General features: G+C 72.3%; 15 protein-coding genes, 1 tRNA gene and 1 pseudogene. 9 read left to right on the plus strand and 8 right to left on the minus strand.

Annotation, left to right across the window (positions count from 1 at the left end):
* Window positions 1-11: 11 nt before the first annotated feature.
* The 5 genes from FB454_RS04720 to argS form a co-directional block, all read right to left on the minus strand.
* Window positions 12-3257, minus strand: coding sequence for an efflux RND transporter permease subunit (locus FB454_RS04720; protein ID WP_030271796.1), 3246 nt, complete (start codon window positions 3255-3257; stop codon window positions 12-14).
* 544 nt (window positions 3258-3801) lie between these two features.
* Window positions 3802-4851 (minus strand): threonine synthase, encoded by a 1050-nt coding sequence (gene thrC / locus FB454_RS04725; RefSeq protein ID WP_013288279.1) that lies wholly within the window; start codon window positions 4849-4851, stop codon window positions 3802-3804.
* Between the two features lie 112 nt (window positions 4852-4963).
* Window positions 4964-6268, minus strand: a complete 1305-nt coding sequence (locus FB454_RS04730) for a homoserine dehydrogenase (RefSeq protein ID WP_013288280.1) — start codon at window positions 6266-6268, stop codon at window positions 4964-4966.
* Entirely contained in the window at window positions 6265-7650 is a 1386-nt protein-coding gene (gene lysA / locus FB454_RS04735; RefSeq protein ID WP_145822573.1) for a diaminopimelate decarboxylase, read from the minus strand. The genes FB454_RS04730 and lysA overlap by 4 nt, the downstream gene beginning before the upstream one ends.
* Before the next feature lie 4 nt (window positions 7651-7654).
* Window positions 7655-9322 carry an arginine--tRNA ligase gene (gene argS, locus FB454_RS04740; protein ID WP_013288282.1) on the minus strand — a complete coding sequence of 556 codons (1668 nt, stop codon included), beginning with the start codon at window positions 9320-9322 and terminating at the stop codon, window positions 7655-7657.
* A gap of 98 nt (window positions 9323-9420) precedes the next feature.
* Between argS and FB454_RS04745 the strand changes: the two genes are divergently transcribed.
* The 8 genes from FB454_RS04745 to FB454_RS04780 all read left to right on the plus strand — a co-directional run bounded on the left by FB454_RS04745 (window position 9421) and on the right by FB454_RS04780 (window position 16770).
* Entirely contained in the window at window positions 9421-10257 is an 837-nt protein-coding gene (locus FB454_RS04745; protein WP_013288283.1) for a thioredoxin-like domain-containing protein, read from the plus strand.
* Window positions 10258-10267: 10 nt separating this feature from the next.
* A complete protein-coding gene (locus tag FB454_RS04750) occupies window positions 10268-10942 on the plus strand; it encodes a DUF305 domain-containing protein (RefSeq protein WP_013475348.1) in 675 nt (224 codons plus the stop codon).
* 425 nt (window positions 10943-11367) lie between these two features.
* Entirely contained in the window at window positions 11368-12063 is a 696-nt protein-coding gene (locus FB454_RS04755; protein WP_013475347.1) for a winged helix-turn-helix domain-containing protein, read from the plus strand.
* Between the two features lie 76 nt (window positions 12064-12139).
* A tRNA-Arg gene (locus FB454_RS04760) sits at window positions 12140-12211 on the plus strand.
* 174 nt (window positions 12212-12385) lie between these two features.
* Window positions 12386-12781 carry a GntR family transcriptional regulator gene (locus FB454_RS04765; RefSeq protein ID WP_013288286.1) on the plus strand — a complete coding sequence of 132 codons (396 nt, stop codon included), beginning with the start codon at window positions 12386-12388 and terminating at the stop codon, window positions 12779-12781.
* Complete coding sequence (locus FB454_RS04770) at window positions 12778-13677, plus strand: ABC transporter ATP-binding protein (protein ID WP_013288287.1); 900 nt, start codon at window positions 12778-12780, stop codon at window positions 13675-13677. Before FB454_RS04765 ends, FB454_RS04770 begins: the two co-directional genes overlap by 4 nt.
* Window positions 13674-14645 carry an ABC transporter permease subunit gene (locus FB454_RS04775; protein ID WP_013288288.1) on the plus strand — a complete coding sequence of 324 codons (972 nt, stop codon included), beginning with the start codon at window positions 13674-13676 and terminating at the stop codon, window positions 14643-14645. Before FB454_RS04770 ends, FB454_RS04775 begins: the two co-directional genes overlap by 4 nt.
* A gap of 115 nt (window positions 14646-14760) precedes the next feature.
* Complete coding sequence (locus FB454_RS04780; protein WP_013288289.1) at window positions 14761-16770, plus strand: helix-turn-helix domain-containing protein; 2010 nt, start codon at window positions 14761-14763, stop codon at window positions 16768-16770.
* Window positions 16771-16831: 61 nt separating this feature from the next.
* Here FB454_RS04780 and FB454_RS04785 read toward each other — a convergent pair whose 3' ends face one another.
* A complete protein-coding gene (locus tag FB454_RS04785) occupies window positions 16832-17932 on the minus strand; it encodes a cupin domain-containing protein (protein ID WP_013288290.1) in 1101 nt (366 codons plus the stop codon).
* Window positions 17933-17969: 37 nt separating this feature from the next.
* Entirely contained in the window at window positions 17970-18314 is a 345-nt protein-coding gene (locus tag FB454_RS04790) for a hypothetical protein (RefSeq protein WP_225319765.1), read from the minus strand.
* An 88-nt stretch (window positions 18315-18402) separates the two neighbouring features.
* On the opposite strand from FB454_RS04790, the gene FB454_RS04795 reads away from it, so the two are divergent.
* Entirely contained in the window at window positions 18403-19134 is a 732-nt protein-coding gene (locus tag FB454_RS04795; protein WP_145752896.1) for a DUF1275 family protein, read from the plus strand.
* A gap of 12 nt (window positions 19135-19146) precedes the next feature.
* Here FB454_RS04795 and ligD read toward each other — a convergent pair.
* Window positions 19147-19863, minus strand: a pseudogene (gene ligD, locus FB454_RS04800) (non-homologous end-joining DNA ligase LigD); the annotation flags it as partial.
* Between the last annotated feature and the right edge of the window lie 12 nt (window positions 19864-19875).

Genomic DNA, 19875 nt, shown 5'->3' on the forward strand with positions numbered 1-19875 from the left:
CTCCCGGTCCGTCACTCGGTCGGCGGGAGCGGCGACTGGCGGCTCTTGGGCAGGCGGAGCACCTCGAACTGGTCGGTGCCGTCGACCAGCGCGCCCGACGGGCGGGCCGGCGGCGGCGCCACCACGCCCCGTTCCTCGGCGCGCTCCCCGCCGCCGACCGCCACCGGCACCGGGTCCGGCTCCGGCTGCGGCTCGACCGGCTCGGAAGCGCCGCCCCGCCGCCGGTTCCGGAACGAGCCCTTGGTGTGCTCGACCATCGTGTAGAGCGTCGGCACCAGCACCAGCGTCAGCAGCGTCGAGCTGAGCAGGCCGCCGATCACCACGATCGCCAGCGGCTTGGAGATGAAGCCGCCCTCGCCGGTCAGGCCGAGCGCCATCGGCAGCAACGCGAAGATGGTGGCGACGGCGGTCATCAGGATGGGCCGCAGGCGGCGCCGGCCGCCCTCCACCACGGCCTCGGTCACGTCCATGCCCTGGGCCCGGTACTGATTGATCAGGTCGAGCAGCACGATCGCGTTCGTCACCACGATGCCGACGAGCATGAGCACGCCGATCAGCGCCGGCACACCCAGCGGCGTACCGGTGACCAGCAGCAGCCCGATCGCGCCGGTCGCGGCGAACGGCACCGAGATCAGCAGGATCAGCGCCTGGGTCAGGCTGCGGAACGTCGCCACCATGATCAGGAACACGATCGCGATGGCGGCCAGCACCGCGAGGCCGAGGTCCGCGAACGCGTCGGCCTGGTCGGCGCTGACGCCGCCGATCACGTACGTGGCGCCCGGCACGTCCAGCGCGTCCAGCCGCTTCTGCAGCTCCTGCGTGGTGGCGCCGAGGTTCGAGCCGGTCGCCGTACCGGTGACCGAGACGCTGCGCTCCCCGTCGATCCGGGTCACCTGCTGCGGGCCGTCGACCTGCTCGACGTCCGCGATCGCGTCCAGCGGCACCGCGCCGACCCGCAGCGCCCGCAGCTCGTCGACGGTCAGCGGCGGCCGGGCACCGCTGCTCAGCACCACGCTCTGCGCCGTACCGTCGAGCGTCACCTGCCCGAGCGGCGCTCCCCGGTACGTCTGCGCGACGAGCTGCCCGACGGCCGCCTCGGTGAGACCCGCACGGGCCGCGGCCACCCGGTCCACAGTCACCTCGACGCGCGGCACCTGGGTGGCCAGGCTGCTGGTGACGTCCTCCACGCCCGGCGTGCCGGCCATCGCGCCCCGTACCGCCTCGGCCGCCCGGGTCAGCGTCTCCTGGTCGGCGGCCTGCACGACCACCTCGACCTGGTTGGCGGAGGCGTTCTGCCCGCCGCCGAACGTCAACTCGCCGACCTCCGGGCCGAGCGCGTCGAACTCCTTGCGCAGGCCCTGCCGTACCGTCGCGGCGTCGGTGTCGTCGGAGAGCGACAGCGACCAGGTGGCCTGGTCACTGCCGCCGCCGGCGAACGGGTTGTCCCCACCGCCGGCGCTGACCTGGTAGGTCTCCACCCCCGGGGTACGCCGCAGCACCTCCTCGACCCGGGCGGCGGCCCGGTCGGTGCCGGCGAGCGAGGTGCCGGCCGGCATCTCCTGCCGGATGGCGAGCGTGTCCTGGCCGGAGTCGTCCAGGAAGTTCGTCTCCAGCTTCTGCGCCAGGCCGAACGTGCCCAGGAGCACCAGCAGGCCCAGGCCGACAGTGGCCCAGCGGGTCTTCCGCGAGCGGGTGGCGAAGTCGATCACCGGCAGGTACGCCCGCTGCAACGGGTTGCGCAGCTCCTTCTCCTCGGCGGCGCGCCGGGCGGCGGCGTCGTCCGCACCGCCGCGCGGCCGCAGGAACCAGTACGCCAGCACCGGGATGACGGTCAGCGACACCAGCAGCGAGGCGAGCAGCGCCACCGTCACGGTGATCGCGAACGGGGCGAACAGCTGCCCGACGAAGCCGCCCACCAGGGCGATCGGCGCGAACACGGCGACAGTGGTGAGCGTGGACGCGGTCACCGCGCCGGCCACCTCGCGTACCGCGGTGAGGATCGCGTCCCGCTTCGGTTCGCCGTATTCCAGATGGCGTTTGATGTTCTCCAGCACCACGATGGAGTCGTCCACCACCCGCCCGACCGCGATGGTCAACGCGCCGAGGGTGAGCAGGTTCAGCGAGTAGTCGCCGGACCAGAGCACGATCAGCGCGACCAGCACCGACAGCGGGATGGACACCGCGGTGACCACCGTGGAACGCACCGACAGCAGGAACACCAGGATCACCACGACCGCCATGACCAGGCCGAGCAGGCCCTCGGTGGTCAGGCTCTCGATCGACCGCTCGACGAACGGCGCCTGGTCGAAGACCACAGTCAGCTCGGCGCCGGAGGCCTTCGACAGCTCGTCCAGCCGGTCCCGGATGTCGTGCGAGATGTCGACCGCGTTGCCGTCCGGCGCGGCGGTCACCGCGATGCCGAGGCTGGGCTTGCCGTTGGTCCGGGTCAGCGAGGTGGCGGGGGCGAGCTGCTGCTCCACGGCGGCCACGTCGCCGAGGCGTACCGGGGCGGCGGGAGCCGTGGTCAGCACGATGCCGCGCAGGTCGTCGATGGTCCGGATCGGCGTGCCCACCTGCACCGGCAGCGACCGGTCGCCGTCGGCGAGCGCACCGGCCGGCACGGCCACGCCGTTGCTCTTGAGCGCCGACGCGATGGCGGTCGGCGCCACCTTGGCGGCGGCCAGCTTCGCCGGGTCCGGCGTGATCGTCACGACCTGGTTGCGGGCGCCGGTGACGTCCACCGAGCGGACGCCGTCCAGCGCCTCCAGATCCGGTACGACGGCGCTGCGCAGCTTCTCCGCCAGCGCCCGCTCGTCGCCGTCACCGGTCGCGGCGACCACCACTGCGGGCAGGTCGTCGGTGCTACCGGCGATCACCTGCGGGTCGACGCCCTCGGGGAGCTGGGAGTCGATCCGGTTGAGCGCGGTCTCCATCTTGTTGACCACGTCGTCCAGGTCGGTGCCGAACTCGTACTGCACCTGGACCGTGGCCGCGCCCTCGCGCGAGGTCGAGGTGACCTTGTCGAGGCCCGGGATGCCCTGGAGGCTGTTCTCGATCGGCTCGGCGACCTGGGATTCCACGATCTCCGGCGCGGCGCCCGGGTACGTCGCCACGATGAACGCGGCGGGGAACTCCAGCGACGGCAGGAGCTGCTGCTTCAGCGACGGCACGGCGAACAGGCCGAAGGCCGTGGTCACCAACGCGACGAGGGCGATCAGCCCCCGGTTGGCGAGGCTGAATCTGGCGAGCAGCGACATCGGCGTTACTCACTCCTGAAGAGGTGTCCGGCGGGGGTGTCTGAGTCTGCCGCACGCCCCGACACTCCCGGCATCCGCCCCAGCCGATGACACTTCCGCGCTCGGGGGTCGCCCGTGCCCGCCTTGATCGACACCAGCTCGCCGAAGTGGCTGCATCCCACCCACTCCGACCCGCGACCTCCCCGAGCTGGTGTCGATCAAGCACGACGCCGGGAGCGCGGACGCGCGAGGCGAGCGGGGATGCCCTCCGTCGGGCCGACCCGCCACCTCCTCACCCTTGATCGACTCCATTTCGCCGAAGGGGCTGCATCCCACACACCCCGATCCCGCCACCTCCCCGAGCTGGAGTGGATCAGGACGGGGGATGCCACCACCTCCCCGAGCTGGTGCAGATCGGGGGATGCCGCCACCTCCCCCAAGTGAGGTCCGGCAGAGGAAGCGCGGAGGCCCGCGAGGCCCAGCGGAGTGCGTCGCCCGAGGCACCCCGGACGGAGGAGTGAATCGGGGCCGGGCAAGGCCCGGGGAAGCCGCGGGGACGGAGCGATCAGACCAGGTCGAGCGAGCGGGCGGCGGCCAGCGCGTCGTTGGCGATGGTCACCGGGGCCGGCGCGGTGGAGATGGCCCACTCCGGGTCCTTCAGGCCGTGCCCGGTGACCGTGCAGACCACCCGCGACCCGGCCGGCACCCGCCCGGCCTCGGCCTGCTGGAGCAGACCGGCGACGCTGGCCGCGCTGCCCAGCTCGACGAAGGCGCCCACCTCGCGGGCCAGCAGCCGGTACGCCGACAGGATCTCCCGGTCGGTGACCGCCGAGATCAGGCCGTCGGAGGCGTCCCGCGCGTCGATGGCCTTCGTCCAGCTCGCCGGGTTGCCGATCCGGATGGCGGTGGCGATCGTCGACGGCTCCGGCACCACCTGACCGGTGACGATGGGAGCGGCGCCGGCCGCCTGGAAGCCGTACATCCGGGGGGCCTTCGTGGCGTTGCCGTCGCGCAGGTCCTCGGAGTAGCCCATCCAGTACGCGGTGATGTTGCCGGCGTTGCCGACCGGCAGGCAGTGGATGTCGGGCGCGTCGCCGAGCGCCTCGACGATCTCGAAGGCGGCGGTCTTCTGGCCGTGCAGCCGGTCGATGTTGACGGAGTTGACCAGCGCGACCGGGTAGTCCTGGGCGAGCTTGCCGGCGAGCCCGAGGCAGTCGTCGAAGTTCCCCTGCACCTGGAGCAGCTTCGCGCCGTGCACGAGCGCCTGGGCCAGCTTGCCCAGCGCGATCTTGCCCTGCGGCACCAGAACCGCGCAGGTGATCCCGGCGCGGGCCGCGTACGCGGCGGCGGAGGCGCTGGTGTTGCCGGTGGAGGCGCAGATGATCGCCTTGTCACCGGCCTCGACGGCCTTGGAGACCGCGACAGTCATGCCGCGGTCCTTGAACGAGCCGGTCGGGTTGGCGCCCTCGACCTTGAGCCACACGTCCGCGCCGACCCGGGCGGAGAGCACCGGTGCCGGCAGCAGCGGCGTGTTGCCCTCGTGCAGGGTGACGACGGGAGTCGCCCCGGTGACCGGCAGCCGATCCCGGTACGCCTCGATCAGTCCCCGCCACATGTCGTGCTCCTCGCGTCCGTCGCCCCGCTCCGGGGCCTGTCACCAGCGTGGACCAGCCTGCTCGGCCGGCCACCGGCACACCCTGCTCTAACCATCAGGCGGGACGCGCGGGTTACGCGCCACCCTCCACCCGCAGCACACTCGTCACCGAACGGACGATGTCGAGTCCGCGCAGCTCACCGACGGTGGCCGCGAGCGCGGCATCCGGCGCGACGTGGGTGACGATGACCAGTTCGGCGTCCCCGCCTGCCGGACCCTGCCGGACGGTGGCGATGGACACCTCGTGCCGGGCGAAGACGCCTGCCACCCCGGCCAGCACGCCCGGCCGGTCGGCCACGTCGAGGCTGATGTGGTAGCGGGTGAGCGCCTCGCCCATCGGGCGCACCGGCAGGTCCGCGTACGCCGACTCGCTCGCCGCGTGCACCCCGGCGAGGCGGTTGCGGGCCACCGCCACCACGTCGCCGAGCACCGCGCTGGCGGTGGGCGCGCCACCGGCGCCCCGGCCGTAGAACATGAGCTGCCCGGCGGCGTCGGCCTCGACGAAGACCGCGTTGAACGCGTCACCGACGCTCGCGAGCGGATGCGTCAGCGGGATCATCGCCGGGTGCACCCGGACGTTGACGGTCTCCCGGCCCTCCGCGTCGACGCCCCGGGCCGCGATGCAGAGCAGTTTGATCGTGCAACCCATGGCCTTGGCGCTGGCCACGTCGGCGGCGGTCACCTCGGTGATGCCCTCGCGGTGCACGTCGGCGGCGGTCACCCGGGTGTGGAACGCCAGCGAGGCGAGGATGGCGGCCTTGGCGGCGGCGTCGAAGCCCTCCACGTCGGCCGTCGGGTCGGCCTCGGCGTACCCCAGCTCGGTGGCCTCCTCCAGCGCCTCGGCGAACCCGGCGCCGGTGGCGTCCATGGCGGAGAGGATGAAGTTCGTGGTGCCGTTCACGATGCCGGTGACCCGGGTGATCCGGTCGCCGTGCAGCGACTCGCGCAGCGGGCGCAGCAGCGGGATGGCCCCGGCGACGCTCGCCTCGTAGTAGAGGTCGGCGCCACCCTCGGCGGCGGCGTCGTGCAGCGCGGCGCCGTCCTCGGCGAGCAGCGCCTTGTTGGCGGTGACCACGCTCTTGCCGGCGCGCAGCGCCTCGACCAGCCAGCCGCGGGCCGGCTCGATGCCGCCGACCACCTCGACCACCACGTCCACGTCGTCGCGCTTGATCAGCCCGAGCGCGTCGGTGGTGAACAGCGCCGGGTCGACCGGCAGGTCGCCGCGGTCACGGCCGATCCGGCGTACGGCGATCCCGGCGATCTCCAGCGGGGCGCCGATCCGGGCGGCGAGGTCTTCCGACTGCTCGTGCAGCAGCCGGACCACGTCGCTGCCGACAGTGCCGCAGCCGAGCAGCGCCAAGCGAACCGGTGAGGTCATCCCACATCCAATGCCAGCAGGTCGTCTTCGGTCTCCCGGCGGACGATCAGCCGCGCCCGACCTTCGCGGACGGCGACGACCGGGGGCCGCGGGACATGGTTGTAGTTGCTCGCCATGCTCCGGCAGTAGGCCCCGGTGCCGGGCACCGCGACAAGATCTCCGGGCTGCACGTCAGCGGGCAGGAATTCATCCTTCACCACGATGTCCCCGGACTCACAATGCTTTCCCACCACGCGGGCGAGCATCGGCTGCGCGGTTGACGTGCGGTTCGCCAGCGTCGCCGAGTACGAGGCGTCGTAGAGCGCGGTACGGATGTTGTCACTCATCCCCCCGTCCACGCTCACGTAGGTCCGCAGGCCGTCCACATCTTTCACGGTCCCGGCCTGATAGAGCGTGAACACCGCCGGGCCGACGATCGCGCGGCCCGGCTCGACGGACAGATGCGGCACGGCCAGGTTCTCCGCCGCGCACTCGCCGTCCACGATCTTGCGCAGCCGCTTCGCCAGGTCGTGCGGCGACGCCGGGTCGTCCTGCGTGGTGTACGCGATGCCGAAGCCGCCGCCCAGGTCCAGCTCGGGCAGCTCCACGCCGCGGGCGTCGCGGATCTGCGACTGGAGGGCGAGCACCCGGCGGGCGGACACCTCGAAGCCGCTGGCGTCGAAGATCTGCGAGCCGATGTGCGAGTGCAGGCCGCGCAGCTCCAGCACGTCCTCGTCGAGGATCTTGAACGCGGCCGCCGCGGCGGCCCCGCCCGCGAGGGAGAAGCCGAACTTCTGGTCCTCGTGGGCGGTGGCGATGAACTCGTGGGTGTGCGCCTCCACGCCGACGGTGACCCGGACCAGCACCTTGGGGCGTACCCCGCGCTCGCGGGCCAGCGCGGAGAGCCGGTCGATCTCGGTGAACGAGTCGACGATGATCCGGCCCACCCCGGCGTCGACCGCCCGGGTCAGCTCCGCCACCGACTTGTTGTTGCCGTGGAAGCCGATCCGCTCGGGCGGCATCCCGGCCGACAGCGCGGTGGCCAGCTCGCCGCCGGTGCAGACGTCGAGGAACATGCCCTCCTCGGCGATCATCCGGACCACGGCGCGGCACAGGAACGCCTTGCCGGCGTAGTAGACGTCCGCGTCCGGGAAGGCCGCCCGGAACTCGCGGCAGCGCTCGCGCAGGTCGTCCTCGTCCAGCACGTACGCCGGGGTGCCGTACTCCGCGGCCAGGTCGTGGACGTCCAGGCCCGCGACTGTGAGCGCGCCGCCGGAGCCGCGCGCCACGTTGCGCGGCCACAGTTGCGGCACCAGGGCGTTGACGTCGACCGGGGTACGCAGCCAGGCCGGCCCCCGGGTGCCGATCTCGCCGTGCAGCGCGCCTGCCTCGTGAGCCCGCATGTCGCTACATCCTCTCCGGCGCGGACACCCCGAGCAGGTGCAGGCCGTTGGCGATGACCACCCGGGTGGCGTCGTTGAGCCAGAGCCGCGCCCGGTGGGTGTCGGTGATCTCCTCGTCGCCCTGCGGGGCGATCCGGCAGTTGTCGTAGAACCGGTGGTACGCCTGCGCGACGCTCTCCTCCAGGTAGCGGGCCACCCGGTGCGGCTCGCGCAGCTCGGCGGCGGTGGCCACCACCGCGGGGAACTCGGCGAGCGCCTTGAGCAGCTCGTTCTCCTTGTCGTGGCCGAGCAGCTCCGGCTGGAACGCGGCGGCGTCACCCCGGGTCAGCCCGATCTCGGCCGCGTTGCGGGCCACCCCGGCGGTACGGGCCGCGACGTACTGCACGTAGTAGACCGGGTTGTCGTTCTTGGCCCGGGTCCACAGCTCCACGTCGATGTCGATGGGCGAGTCGGCCGAGTAGCGGGCCAGCGCGTACCGGGCCGCGTCCACACCGATCGCGTCGACCAGGTCCTCCAGCGTGACCACGGTGCCGGCCCGCTTGCTCATCCGCACCGGGGCGCCGTCGCGGACCAGGTTGACCAGCTGGCCGATGAGGATCTCCAGGTTGCGCGCCGGGTCGTCGCCGAAGCACGCGGACATCGCCTTCATCCGGCCGATGTAGCCGTGGTGGTCGGCGCCCAGCATGATCACGACCCGGTCGAAGCCGCGCTCCCGCTTGTTCAGGTAGTAGGCGCAGTCGGCGGCGAAGTACGTCCACTCGCCGTTGGACTTGCGCAGCACCCGGTCCTTGTCGTCGCCGAACTCGGTGGTGCGCAGCCAGGTCGCGCCCTCGGACTCGAAGACGTGCCCCTGCTCCCGCAGCCGGTCCAGCGCCGCGTCCAGCGCACCCCCGTCGTGCAGGTCCTTCTCGTTGAAGTAGGTGTCGAACTCCACACCGAAGTCGCGCAGCGAGGACTTGATCTCGGCGAACATCAACTGGACGCCCTCGTTCCGGAACACCTCCTGGGCGGCGTCCTCGGGGAGGTCGAGCACGTCCGGCCGCAGCCGGACCACCTCGGCGGCGATCTCCGCGATGTACGCGCCGCCGTAGCCGTCCTCCGGCGCGGGCTCACCCTTGGCGGCGGCCAGCAGCGAGCGGGCGAACCGGTCGATCTGCGAGCCGGCGTCGTTGAAGTAGTACTCCGTGCCCACGTCGGCGCCGGTGGCGCGGAGCAGGCGGCTGAGCGCGTCGCCGACGGCCGCCCAGCGGACCCCGCCGATGTGCACCGGGCCGGTCGGGTTCGCCGAGACGAACTCCAGGTTGATCCGCTGGCCGGCGAGCGTGTCGCTGCGCCCGTACGCCGGACCGGCCTCGACGATGACCTTGGCGAGCTGACCGGCGGCGGCCGCGTCGAGGCGGACGTTCAGGAAGCCGGGCCCGGCGATCTCCACCGACTTGATCCCCGGCGCCTTGGCCAGTTCGTCGGCCAGCGCGGTCGCCAGCTCCCGCGGGGGTACGCCCACCTTCTTGCTGAGCTGGAGCGCCAGCGTCGAGGCGTAGTCACCGTGATCGGGATTACGGGGTCGCTCGACGGTGGTCTGCGCGGGCAGCGCGGCGCGGTCCAGTCCCCGCTCGTCGAAGACGGCGTGGGCTGCGGCGAGGACGACCTCGGCGAGTTCTGCGGGAGTCACCGAACCATGTTATCGGGGGTAGACTCGGGCACCGCGGAGGCGACCCAGCATGTGAACCGGCCCCGCGCTCCCCTGACCGACCGACCTGACGAGGCACGATGAGCATCAGCACCCCGGGCGGCCCGGAGCGCCGTCCCACCGTGGTCAGCACCGGCAAGAAGCCGGCCGCCGGCCGGCCCGCGGCTGCCGACAAGCCCGCCGCGAAGGCCGGCTCGGGCAAGGCCGGGGGCGGCAAGGGCACGCCACGGCAGGGCGCCGGGGGCAAGGGCCGCAAGCCGGTCACCCCGGTGAAGGTGAGCCAGGGCCGCTCCTGGGGCCCGATCGCCCTCTTCGTCGCGGTCGGCGTACTGGCCGTGGGCATCATCGGCGTCGGCGCCTGGGCGGTCTACCAGGGCGGCCAGCCGTGGCAGAAGCGCGCCGAGGCGATCGACGGCATCGTCGACTACCGCGCGAAGGACAAGGACCTGGTCAAGGGCGGCAACCACCAGCCCGGCGCGATCAAGTACGACATCACCCCGCCGGTCGGCGGCCCGCACAACCAGGCGTGGCAGAACTGCATGGGTGACGTCTACGACGCCCCGATCGCCAACGAGCACGCGGTGCACAGCCTGGAGCACGGCACGGTCTGGATCACCTACCGCCCGGACCTGCCCGCCGACCAGGTGGAGAAGCTCCGCAGCAAGGTGCAGGGCAAGGAGAAGCTGATGCTCAGCCCGTTCGAGGGGCTGGACAAGCCGATCTCCCTCCAGGCCTGGGGCTACCAGCTCAAGGTCGACAACGCCGACGACGGCCGGATCGACGACTTCATCAAGACCCTGCGGGTGAACGCCTCCATCGAGGGCCCGAACGCGCTCTGCGACCAGGGCGTCACCGCCACCGGCACCACCCCGCGCGACAACCTCCAGAACACCATGCCCCAGCAGCCCACCCAGTAAGGACGCCGCGATGACCGCTCCGGTGACCACCGACAGCGAGACCGACGAGGCTCCGGCCGCCGACCAGGGCGGCCGGGGCGCGGTGCGCCGTTACGGCCTGCTGGCCGTGGCCGCCGCCCTCGTGGTCGGGCTGGTCCTCGGGTACGCGGGCGGCCTGCTCACCCCGACGCTCACCCGTCCGGGTGAGAACTCGGCGGAGGCCGGGTTCGCCCGGGACATGACCGCCCACCACAACCAGGCCGTCGCGATGGGTCTGCTGGCGTTCAGCCAGGGCCAGGACCCGGAGGTACGCCAGGTCGGCGTGGACATCGCCACCGGCCAGCAGGGCGAGATCGGCACCATGCAGACCTGGCTGCGCTCCTGGAAGCTGGACCCGACCGGTGACCAGGCCCCGATGGCGTGGATGAAGGACGGCGGCGGGTTGGTCAAGAACGGCCTGATGCCGGGCATGGCGACGCCGGAGGAGATGGCGAAGCTGCGCGCGGCGAGCGGCCGCGAGTTCGACGTGCTCTTCCTCCAGATGATGATCCGCCACCACATCGGGGGGGTGCACATGATCGACGGCATCCTCGACGAGGGGCACGACGACGACGTGCTGGCGGTCGCCCAGACGATGAAGAACACCCAGCAGAACGACCTGACCAACCTGGGCGCGGCGCTGAAGCGCCTGGGCGGCACCCCGTAACCACCCGCCCCACCCGATCCACCGAGGCCCGGTCCCCCTCCCAGGGGCACCGGGCCTCACCGTCCCCGCGCTCCCTCGCCCCGTCCCCGTCCCGCCCCGCCCCGCCCCGCCCCGCCGCGCCGCGCCGCCCCGGCGATCTTGCAGTTGCTGCCCCGGTGATGCCGGATTCACCCCGTTATCGGAGGGCGGCAAGTGCAAGATCGCGGGGACGGGGGCGGCGGGGTCGCGCCAGGAGATCTTGGTACGGAAGGGCCCTCAGGAGGGCCGTTTCGTACCAAGATCTCGAACTCGGGAGCCTCAGGGCTGCCCGGAATGTTCTGTATGGGTGTTTGTAACGGTTTGGGGTTAACGGGTCATTGTGGAGGTTGGAGAGTTTTCTACCCACATATCGTGACCAGTTGCGATTCGGGCTCGTTGCCCAAGACGTGGGGGTTGCACTCAGAGACGCAGGGCGGTCGGTGACCAGCTGGTGCCGACGCCACACCATCGGCGGTGACGGAGCGGTGGCAGCCGTCCGTCGCGGACTGCGGCAGGGCGAGCCGGGAACGCTCAGCCGCGAACAGGAACTCGAACTCATCGACGTGCTCCGGGGGGTCCACCCCGACGAGTTCGGCCTCGACGAGGAGCTCTGGACACGACAGAGCCTGACCGCCCTCATCGAGCGCCGGTTCGGGCTGGCGATGGACGCCGGCACCGTCGGGGCGTACCTCCGGGCCTGGGGTCTGGGGCCGCGCGAGCCGCGCGAGCGGGCCTGCGGCCTGTGCGTCGGCGCTGTCGAGCGCTGGGTACGCAGCGAGTATCCGGCGATCACGCGGGCGGCCCAGGAGCACGCGGCGGAGGTCTACTGGATCGGCCGGGTACGCCTGCGCGGCACCATGCCCGCCGCCGACGTGGTGTCGGCGGTCTCCTCGCGGGGACGGGTGCGGTTCATGGTCACGACGCCGTCGGTGGATCCGCCACTGCCCCGGGACTTCGTGCTGCGGCTCAGCGGCACCGAGGAACGCACCGTGCACCTGATCGTGGACGGCTCGTGGCCGCGCAACGAGTGGCCCCGCCGGCTGCCCCGCCGGGTCGTGCTGCACCCGCTGCCGAGCTGCGGTCGCGCCGTCGCCGCGGCCTGATCCGACGAAGATCGACTCGCGGGGGTACCGATTCGGTGATCCGGGAGGGGGTTTGCTACTCTTCTCGGGTCGCTGAGCCCCCGTAGCTCAGGGGATAGAGCACCGCCCTCCGGAGGCGGGAGCGCAGGTTCGAATCCTGCCGGGGGCACCTCACAGAACCGCCGCTCATCGATCGGCGACAGATCTCCACGAGCCCGACAGCCGCCCCGGCTGCCGGGCTCGTTCCGTTTCCGGGCGATCCCTCGGCAGGCCGGGCGCGCCGGCTCCCTTGACCACCGATCCACTGCTTTACTACGTTACTAGTAAAGCAGTGAGGAGCACCGTGTTCGTCTTCCGGCTCGACACCCACTCCGGCGTGCCGCCGTACCTGCAACTCGTCCAGCAGGTCCGGCAGGCGGTGCTGCTGGGCTTCCTCCAGCCCGGTGACCGCCTCCCGCTCATCCGCGAGGTGGTCGAGGACCTGGCGATCAACCCGAACACCGTCGCCAAGGCGTACCGGCAGATGGAGCAGGAGAACCTGGTCACCGGCCGGCCCGGCCAGGGCACGTTCGTCAACGCACAGCAGTCGGCCGTGATGTCGGCGTCGACGTACACGTCGCTGCGCCGCGGCCTGGAGACCTGGTTGCGCCGCGCCTACGCGGCCGGCCTCGACGAACAGGCGGTCGACGCGCTCTTCACCTCCGTCCACCAGCAGACGAGGAACGAGGACGTGGCGTGACAGCGACCGGGTTCGCGCTGCGCACCGACGGTGTGGGCAAGCGGTACCGGAAGGGCTGGGCGCTGCGCGACTGCACCCTGGCGCTGCCGGCGGGCGGCGTGATCGCCCTGGTCGGGCCGAACGGCGCGGGCAAGACCACGCTGCTGCGCCTGGTCGTCGGGTTGCTGGCACCGAGCACCGGCACGGTGGAGGTCCTCGGCCGGGACGTCACTGCGAGCACCCCGCAGACGCTGTCCCGGATCGGGTTCCTGGCCCAGGACCACCCGCTGTACAAGCGCTTCACAGTCGCCGAGATGCTCCGCTTCGGCCGGGCCTGCAACCTCCGCTTCGACCAGGGGTTGGCCGAGCGCCGGCTGGCGAAGCTGGGCATCCCGCTCGACCGCAGGGCCGGCACGCTCTCCGGCGGGCAGCAGGCCCAGGTCGCGTTGGCCCTGGCGCTGGCGAAGCGGCCGGACCTGCTCGTCCTCGACGAGCCGGTGGCCAGCCTCGACCCGCTGGCCCGGCACGAGTTCCTCCAGGTCCTCATGGGCGCGGTGGCCGAGGGCGGGGTGACCGTCCTGTTCTCCTCCCACGTCGTGCACGAGCTGGAGCGCGTCTGCGACCACCTGGTCGTGCTCAACCAGGGCCGGGTCACGCTCACCGGTGACATCGACACCCTCCTCGCCGAGCACCGGCTGCTCGTCGGCCCGCGCACGGCCGACGACCTCGACCGGGCCGGCACCGTCGTGGAGGCCGTCCACAGCGACAGGCACACGACCCTGCTGGTACGCGACGGCGGGCTCCCGGCCGCGCCCGGATGGCAGGCCCAGCCGGTCGCGCTTGAGGATCTGGTGCTGGCGTACCTGCGCCGGCCGTCCGAGCCGGGCGCCGCGGTCACCTCGGGGGTGCCGGCGTGACGTGGTTGATCTGGCGCCAGCACCGGACCGAGGTCTGCGTCCTGGGTCTGCTCGTCGGCGTGTTCGGCGTCGCCCTGCTCGTTCTCGGGACGCAGGCCCACGACCTGTTCCCCGGCGGTCCCGCCCGGTGCGCGGGACAGGCCGGCGTCGACACGGCCTGCACGGCCTCCTTCCGCCGGCTCGACGAGGAGTACGGGTACGTCGAGAACCTCCTGGCGGCCTTCTACCTGGTCCCCGTCGTCATCGGCGCGTTCCTCGGCGCACCGCTGCTGGCGCGCGAACTGGAGGACGGCACCTGGCAGCTCGCCTGGACGCAGGCCGTGCCGCGGATGCGCTGGCTGGCGGCAAAGCTCGCGGCACTGGCCGGCGTCACCGTCGCGCTCACCGGGGTGTTCACAGCGGTGCTCACCTGGTTCCGTCAGCCGTTCGACGCGTGGGAGGGGCGGTTCCAGTACGACGCATTCGACCTGGAGGGACTCGTTCCGGTGGCGTACGCGCTGTTCGCGTTCGGCGTCGCCACCGCCGCGGGGGCGATCCTGCGGCGCAGCCTGCCCGCGTTCGGCGTCGCGTTCGGGGCGTTCCTCGCCGCCCGGATGTCGGTGGGGCTGTTGGCCCGTCCCGCGTACGCCACGCCGCTCACCACCATGGAGCCGGTCCCCGCCGGCGGTTCGACGGACCGGGCGGGGCACCTGCCGGGCGTCGCCGACTGGGTGATCGAGCGCGGCTACGCCGACGCCACCGGGCGGCGGCTGAGCGGGGCCGAGTACGCCGAGCTGACGGACGCCGCCGACCGGGCCGGCACCAACCTCAACCAGTTCCTGCACGCGCGCGGCGTCCAGCAGTTCGGGGTCTACCACCCGGCGGACCGGTTCTGGACGTTCCAGCTCATCGAGGCGGCAGTGTTCGTCACCGTCGCGGCGATCCTGGTCGGTGTGGTGGTGTGGCGGGTCCGGCGCCGCGTCATCTAGCGGCCCGCACCGGAGATCCGGAGCCGCCCTCACCTTTGTCCCCCGATTCGGGGATGAGCAGGTCGTGAGCTGGCTAACCTCGCGGTGAACGGGTCGAAACCCAGCACCTGCGAAGGTGAGCCAGTTGCCCGAGACGCCGTTGACCAACCGTCCCAAGATGCACACCGGCGTACCCTCGTCGCTCACCACTGCGCAGCGGTGGGTCCTGCGCGGCGTCGCCGTCGCGGACGCCCCCTGCGGCCTGTGGTTCCTCGAAGCGGTGGCCGTTCGCACCGGCACCACGCCGGACGAGCCGGTCGACGCGACGGTGGAGGAGCTGATCGCGCGCGGGTTCCTCGTCGACACCGCGGCCGGGCTGCGACTGGCCTCGATCGCGCTGCGCGACGACGTCCTGCGGGACACGCCGGCCTCGGTGCGCCAGGCGCTGCGCGAGGCGGCCGCCGAGGTGCTCGCCGACGCCGGACGCCCGGCCCAGGCCGCCCGGCAGCTCCTGCGGGTCCTGCCGGCGGTGAGCCGGTCCGCCCGGGCGCTCGCCACGCGGCTGGCGGCCGACCCGGCGGTCGGACCCAGCCTCGCCGCGGACCTGCTGCTGGCCGCCCCGGCACCGGGCCCGGCCGACGAGCGCCTGGCCTGGCTGGTCGACGTCGCCGACAACCTCTACCTGGCCGGCCGGGTGGACGAGACGCTGCGCATGCTGCACCGGGAGGTCGCCGCCGACAGGTACGGGCCACGGCAGCGGGCGATGCTGCTCGGGCGGCTCGGGGCCTACTACGCGACACAGCGCCCCTCGCTGTCCCTGACGTACCTCGGGCGGGCGCTGAACCAGGAGCTGGACGCCGCCGGGCGGAGCTGGACGCTCACCATGCTGGCGTCGCTGGCGGCCCGGTTCGGGCATCCCGACGCCGCCGAGCTGGTGGCGGCGGCGGAGCGGGCGCACGAGCGCAGCCCCTCCCCCGGCGGCGGCATCCGGCTGGCCCTGGCGAACGCGTCCCGGGCCACCGCCACCGGCGACCTGCCCCGCGCCGCGCGGATCCTGCGGGAGGTGGACGCGGGCGAGCCGGCTGCCCGTACCCAGGCGATCTTCCTGCGCGTCGACCGGGTGGCGAACCAGATCGCGCTCGGCCGGTACGTCGACGCGGCGACCGCGCTCGACGGCGTCGCCGGGGAGATCGACACGCTGGGCGCGGTGGCGCAGCCGCTGGTGACCGCGCTGGACTGCGTCCTGCGGCTGAGCACCGGCGAGCTGGCCGAGGCCGAGGCGCGGGCCCGCCTCGCGTTGTCCGAACGCGGTGTCGCCCTGCCGGCGCAGGCCCGGGTGGACCTGCTCGCCACGGTCGTGGAGGTGCTGCTGCGCCGGGGTGAGGTGGCCGCGGCCCGGAAGCTGCTGGCGGACGAACGCCCCACGGTGGGCTGGCCCGACGACATGCAGTGGTTCCGTCTGGGCTGCGCCGCCGCGGGCGACCCGGAACCGGGCCGGCACGCCGCGCTCCTGGGGGCCGCGTTCGCCATGCCGGACCGCTCGATGGCTCCCCTGCTGCTGGTGCCGCACCACGGCCCGCGGCTGGTCCGCGCAGCGCTGGCGCTGGGTGACCGGCAGCGGGCCGAGATCCTCGCCGACCACCTGAAGCGGGCCGCCGGGATGGCGAACAACGCGCTCTGGCGCGGGGTGGCGCACCAGGTCGACGGGCTGCTGACCGATGATCCGCCGGCGCTGCGCGCGGCGGTACGGCTGCTCCGCACCACCTCCGCCCGGCCGGCCCTGGCCGACGCGCTGCACGACCTGGCGCGGTCGCCCGGGCTGCCGCCGGCGGAGGCGCCCGGCCTGCTCGCCGAGTGCGCCGCGATGTACACCCGGATGGGTGCCGGCGTCGCCGGGGACGGGACGCCGGAGCCCGACGGCACGACGGGAGACGACGCCAGCCGCCGGGCCGTGGCCGCGCTGACCCCCGCCGAGGTACGGGTGGCCGAACTGCTCGCGGTCGGCATGACGAAGCAGGAGGCGGCCCGGGACCTGTTCGTCTCGTTCCACACCGTCGACACCCACCTGCGTTCGATCTACGCGAAGCTCGGCGTCCACAACCGGGTGGAGCTGGCGCTGGTCTGGGAGTCGCGGGACGAAGGTTGAGGAATGCGGCGCGGAGCGCGGACACCACAGGGTCGCGGCGTCCGCGCTCAGCACCGCGTTCTCAGTGCCGTTGCAGCGGGCTCTTCGTCTTCGGAAGGGCCTCGATCAGCTCGCGTGGCACGTTGATCGTGTCCGCGACCACCTCCGGCGGGACGTTGGCCAGCCACTGGGCGAGCGACACGTCCTCGAACTTCGCGGTCCGGAACAGCTCCAGGTAGACGAAGGGCTTGTCACCGATGTTCTCGATGTAGTGGCCCATCGAGATCGGCACGTAGCCGACGTCGCCGGTCTCCATGTTGAAGGTGCGCGCGGTGCCGTGGTTGGCGAAGACGCCCATGCGTCCCTTGCCCGAGATCACGTACTGCATCTCCGCGCCGTTCGGGTGCCAGTGCAGTTCCCGCATCGCTCCGGGTTCGATCTCCACCATGGCGACCGTGGTGGTGATCGCCGCGGCGAAGTTGCTCGAGTCGGCGATGCGTACGCTGCCGCCCTCGAACTTCTCCGGCGTCTGGGCGAGCAGGCTGTGCTTGAACGTCCGGGGCACGTCGCCGGTGGGGCTGAAGACCCGGTCCTCGGCCAGCGGCGGCGGGCTCTGCCCCGGGAAGATGTACCGCTCGGACTCCGGCGGGAAGTTGGCCATCTGCTGCATCGTCCAGCCGAAGTTCTTGGCGATGACCTCCTTCGGCACGTGCGAGAAGAAGTCCGTGAGCTGGAACGTGGCGTCCTCGGAGTAGCAGCCGTCGTCGAAGACGAGCAGGAACTCCACGCCCTCGTCGTGCGCCTGGATGTGGTGCGGGATGCCGGCCGGGAAGTACCAGAGGTCGCCGGCCTTGACGTCCTCCAGGAAGTTGCGGCCCTCCTGGTCCACGGCGGCGATCCGGCAGCTGCCGGTGAGGACGAAGGCCCACTCGGACTGGATGTGCCAGTGCAGTTCCCGGTACGCCCCGGGGTTGAGCTTCATGTTCACGATCGCCAGGTCGTGGGCGATCGGCAGGAGTCGGTTGGTGACCTCCCGGGTCCAGCCGCCGCTCTCCTGCCGCGTGTGCGCCAGCGAGAACGGGAACACCAGGTTCGGCATGAGCCCGTTGTCTGTCGACGGCGGATGCACCAGGTCGGGGTGTGACTGGTCGATCGCCGGATTCCGCGGGACCGTGCCGACCATCTGGTGGTCCTTGGGCGATGATCCCATTCCGGCACGGTCATTGGATCGGGGCATGACGGATTTCCTTCCGGGTGTGGACCGCCGATTCGGCGGCCCGGGACGGGACGAACAACGCCCGCAGGTGTTCCGGGCTCTGAAAGGCCACCGCGAGCGGAATCGCGACACAGAGGAACAGCGACGCCGCAATGCTCCAGACCGGAGCATCCGTGGCGACTCCGGCGACGGCCAGCGCCGCGATCGAATAGAACGTGACGCGGATTCTGGCGACAGGGAGCACGAACATGCGCTCGGCCTCCTTCGGCTTCGAGTCTCGCCGTCGAGACGCAATTGCGATGCTGCCGAACCGGATGCCATTGGTGAATAACGCGATCGCGCCATTCACCGGAAACGACAGGAAACACTTTTCCCGGCACTTCTGCGCATCGCGGGCCGCAACGGTTTAACGGGCGGAACGAGGGGTAGGGAGGGCGATGTCCAATAACGCGGAGGATCGCTGGCGGGTGGGGGAATACGACTTCCACATACCGTTTCTGGCACTTGCGCTCTCCACCGGCCTCGCCGGTGTGGTAGACGCCTTCTCGTTCCTCAAGTACAAGGTGTTCGTGGGTATTCAGACCGGCAACGTGGCGTTCGTCGGAATGGGTGCCGCCGATCACCTGCCGGCGTGGCCGTCCGCGCTGGCGTCACTTGTCGCGTTCGGCCTGGGCGGCCTCCTCGGCGCCGGGATCCGCCGCGTGCGCCCGGCCGGACCGCTCACCCCGCCGGGCATGGAACTGCTCGCCATGCTGGCGCTGCTCGTGCTCTGGGGGCTGGTGGACCGGTCCCTCGACTCGGGGCGCGACTCGCTGACCGAGCGCACGATCCTGACCGCGCTGCTGGCGTTCCCGGTCGGCATCCTCGGCGGGCTCGTCGTCCGCACGTTCGGCGTGCAGACCGCCACGTCGTACCAGACCGGCACAGTGCTGCGCACCACGAAGGGCATCGCCGACTGGGTGTTCGAGCCGGAGGGCCGCAGCGCGGCCGGGCGGCTCGCCGCGACCGGCCTGCTCTGCCTGGTCAGCTACGCGATCGGCGGGTTCGTCGGCGCGGCCACCGAGACCCGCCCGATCTGGACGATGATCGTCACCTGGGCGCTGGCAGTGGTGCTCATCGCGTTCACCTGGGGCAAGCGGCCACCGGCGACGACGACCCGGCGCCGCTGACGCGGACCGGCGTCACTCGGCCTCGCGGCGGGCCTTGGCGCGGCGCTTGCCCTCGTGCATCGCCTGCACCCGGGCAACCGGGATGGTCCGCCCCTGCTCGACCAGGTCCGCCGGCAGGCGCTGCGGCGCGGGCAGCGCCTCCGCCCAGGGATCCCGGTCCCCCAGCAGGCCCGGCACGGTCCGCACGGTGAAGTCGGCCGGGGTCGCGCTCTCCAGATCGGTCCAGCCCACCGGGTACGACACCGGGGCGCCGGGCCGGATCCGGGGGCTGTAGGCGGCCACCACAGTCGCGCCGTACGCCCGGGTGGAGTCGACGAAGACGCGGCCGCCGCGGTCGGCGACGATGAACGCGGTGGTCGCGGCCGCCGGGTCGAGCCGTTCGGTACGGACGGCGAGAGCGCGGGTCGCGGCGGCGGCCTCCTCCGCCGTGGTGGCCGGGTCCACCGGCACGACCACGTGCAGCCCCTTGGCGCCGCTCGTCTTCACCGCGCCGGCGAGCCCGGCGTCGGCGAGCGCCTGCCGCACCAGCAGAGCGACCCGCACCACGGCGCCGAACGCGTCCCCCTCCGGCGGGTCCAGGTCGAGCACCAGGTGGGACGGGTGCTCGGGCGCACCGGCGCGGGCCAGCGTCGGGTGGTACTCCACCGCCCGCGCTTTGGAGAGGGACAACACCCTCTTACGGCCGCGCCCCCACCCAGGGAGAGCGCGTGAGCATCGAGGCCGTGAGCTGGGCACTCAGCG

It is taken from the genome of Micromonospora sp. CNZ297 (genome assembly GCF_007827625.1).

Coding starts and splice junctions, on each gene's coding strand:
- FB454_RS04730 (WP_013288280.1), bottom strand. CDS start 6,268: ATGACCTCACCGGTTCGCTTGGCGCTGCTCGGCTGCGGCACTGTCGGC.
- FB454_RS04745 (WP_013288283.1), top strand. CDS start 9,421: ATGAGCATCAGCACCCCGGGCGGCCCGGAGCGCCGTCCCACCGTGGTC.
- thrC (WP_013288279.1), bottom strand. CDS start 4,851: ATGTGGCGGGGACTGATCGAGGCGTACCGGGATCGGCTGCCGGTCACC.
- FB454_RS04785 (WP_013288290.1), bottom strand. CDS start 17,932: ATGGTCGGCACGGTCCCGCGGAATCCGGCGATCGACCAGTCACACCCC.
- FB454_RS04720 (WP_030271796.1), bottom strand. CDS start 3,257: ATGTCGCTGCTCGCCAGATTCAGCCTCGCCAACCGGGGGCTGATCGCC.
- FB454_RS04795 (WP_145752896.1), top strand. CDS start 18,403: ATGTCCAATAACGCGGAGGATCGCTGGCGGGTGGGGGAATACGACTTC.
- lysA (WP_145822573.1), bottom strand. CDS start 7,650: ATGCGGGCTCACGAGGCAGGCGCGCTGCACGGCGAGATCGGCACCCGG.
- FB454_RS04750 (WP_013475348.1), top strand. CDS start 10,268: ATGACCGCTCCGGTGACCACCGACAGCGAGACCGACGAGGCTCCGGCC.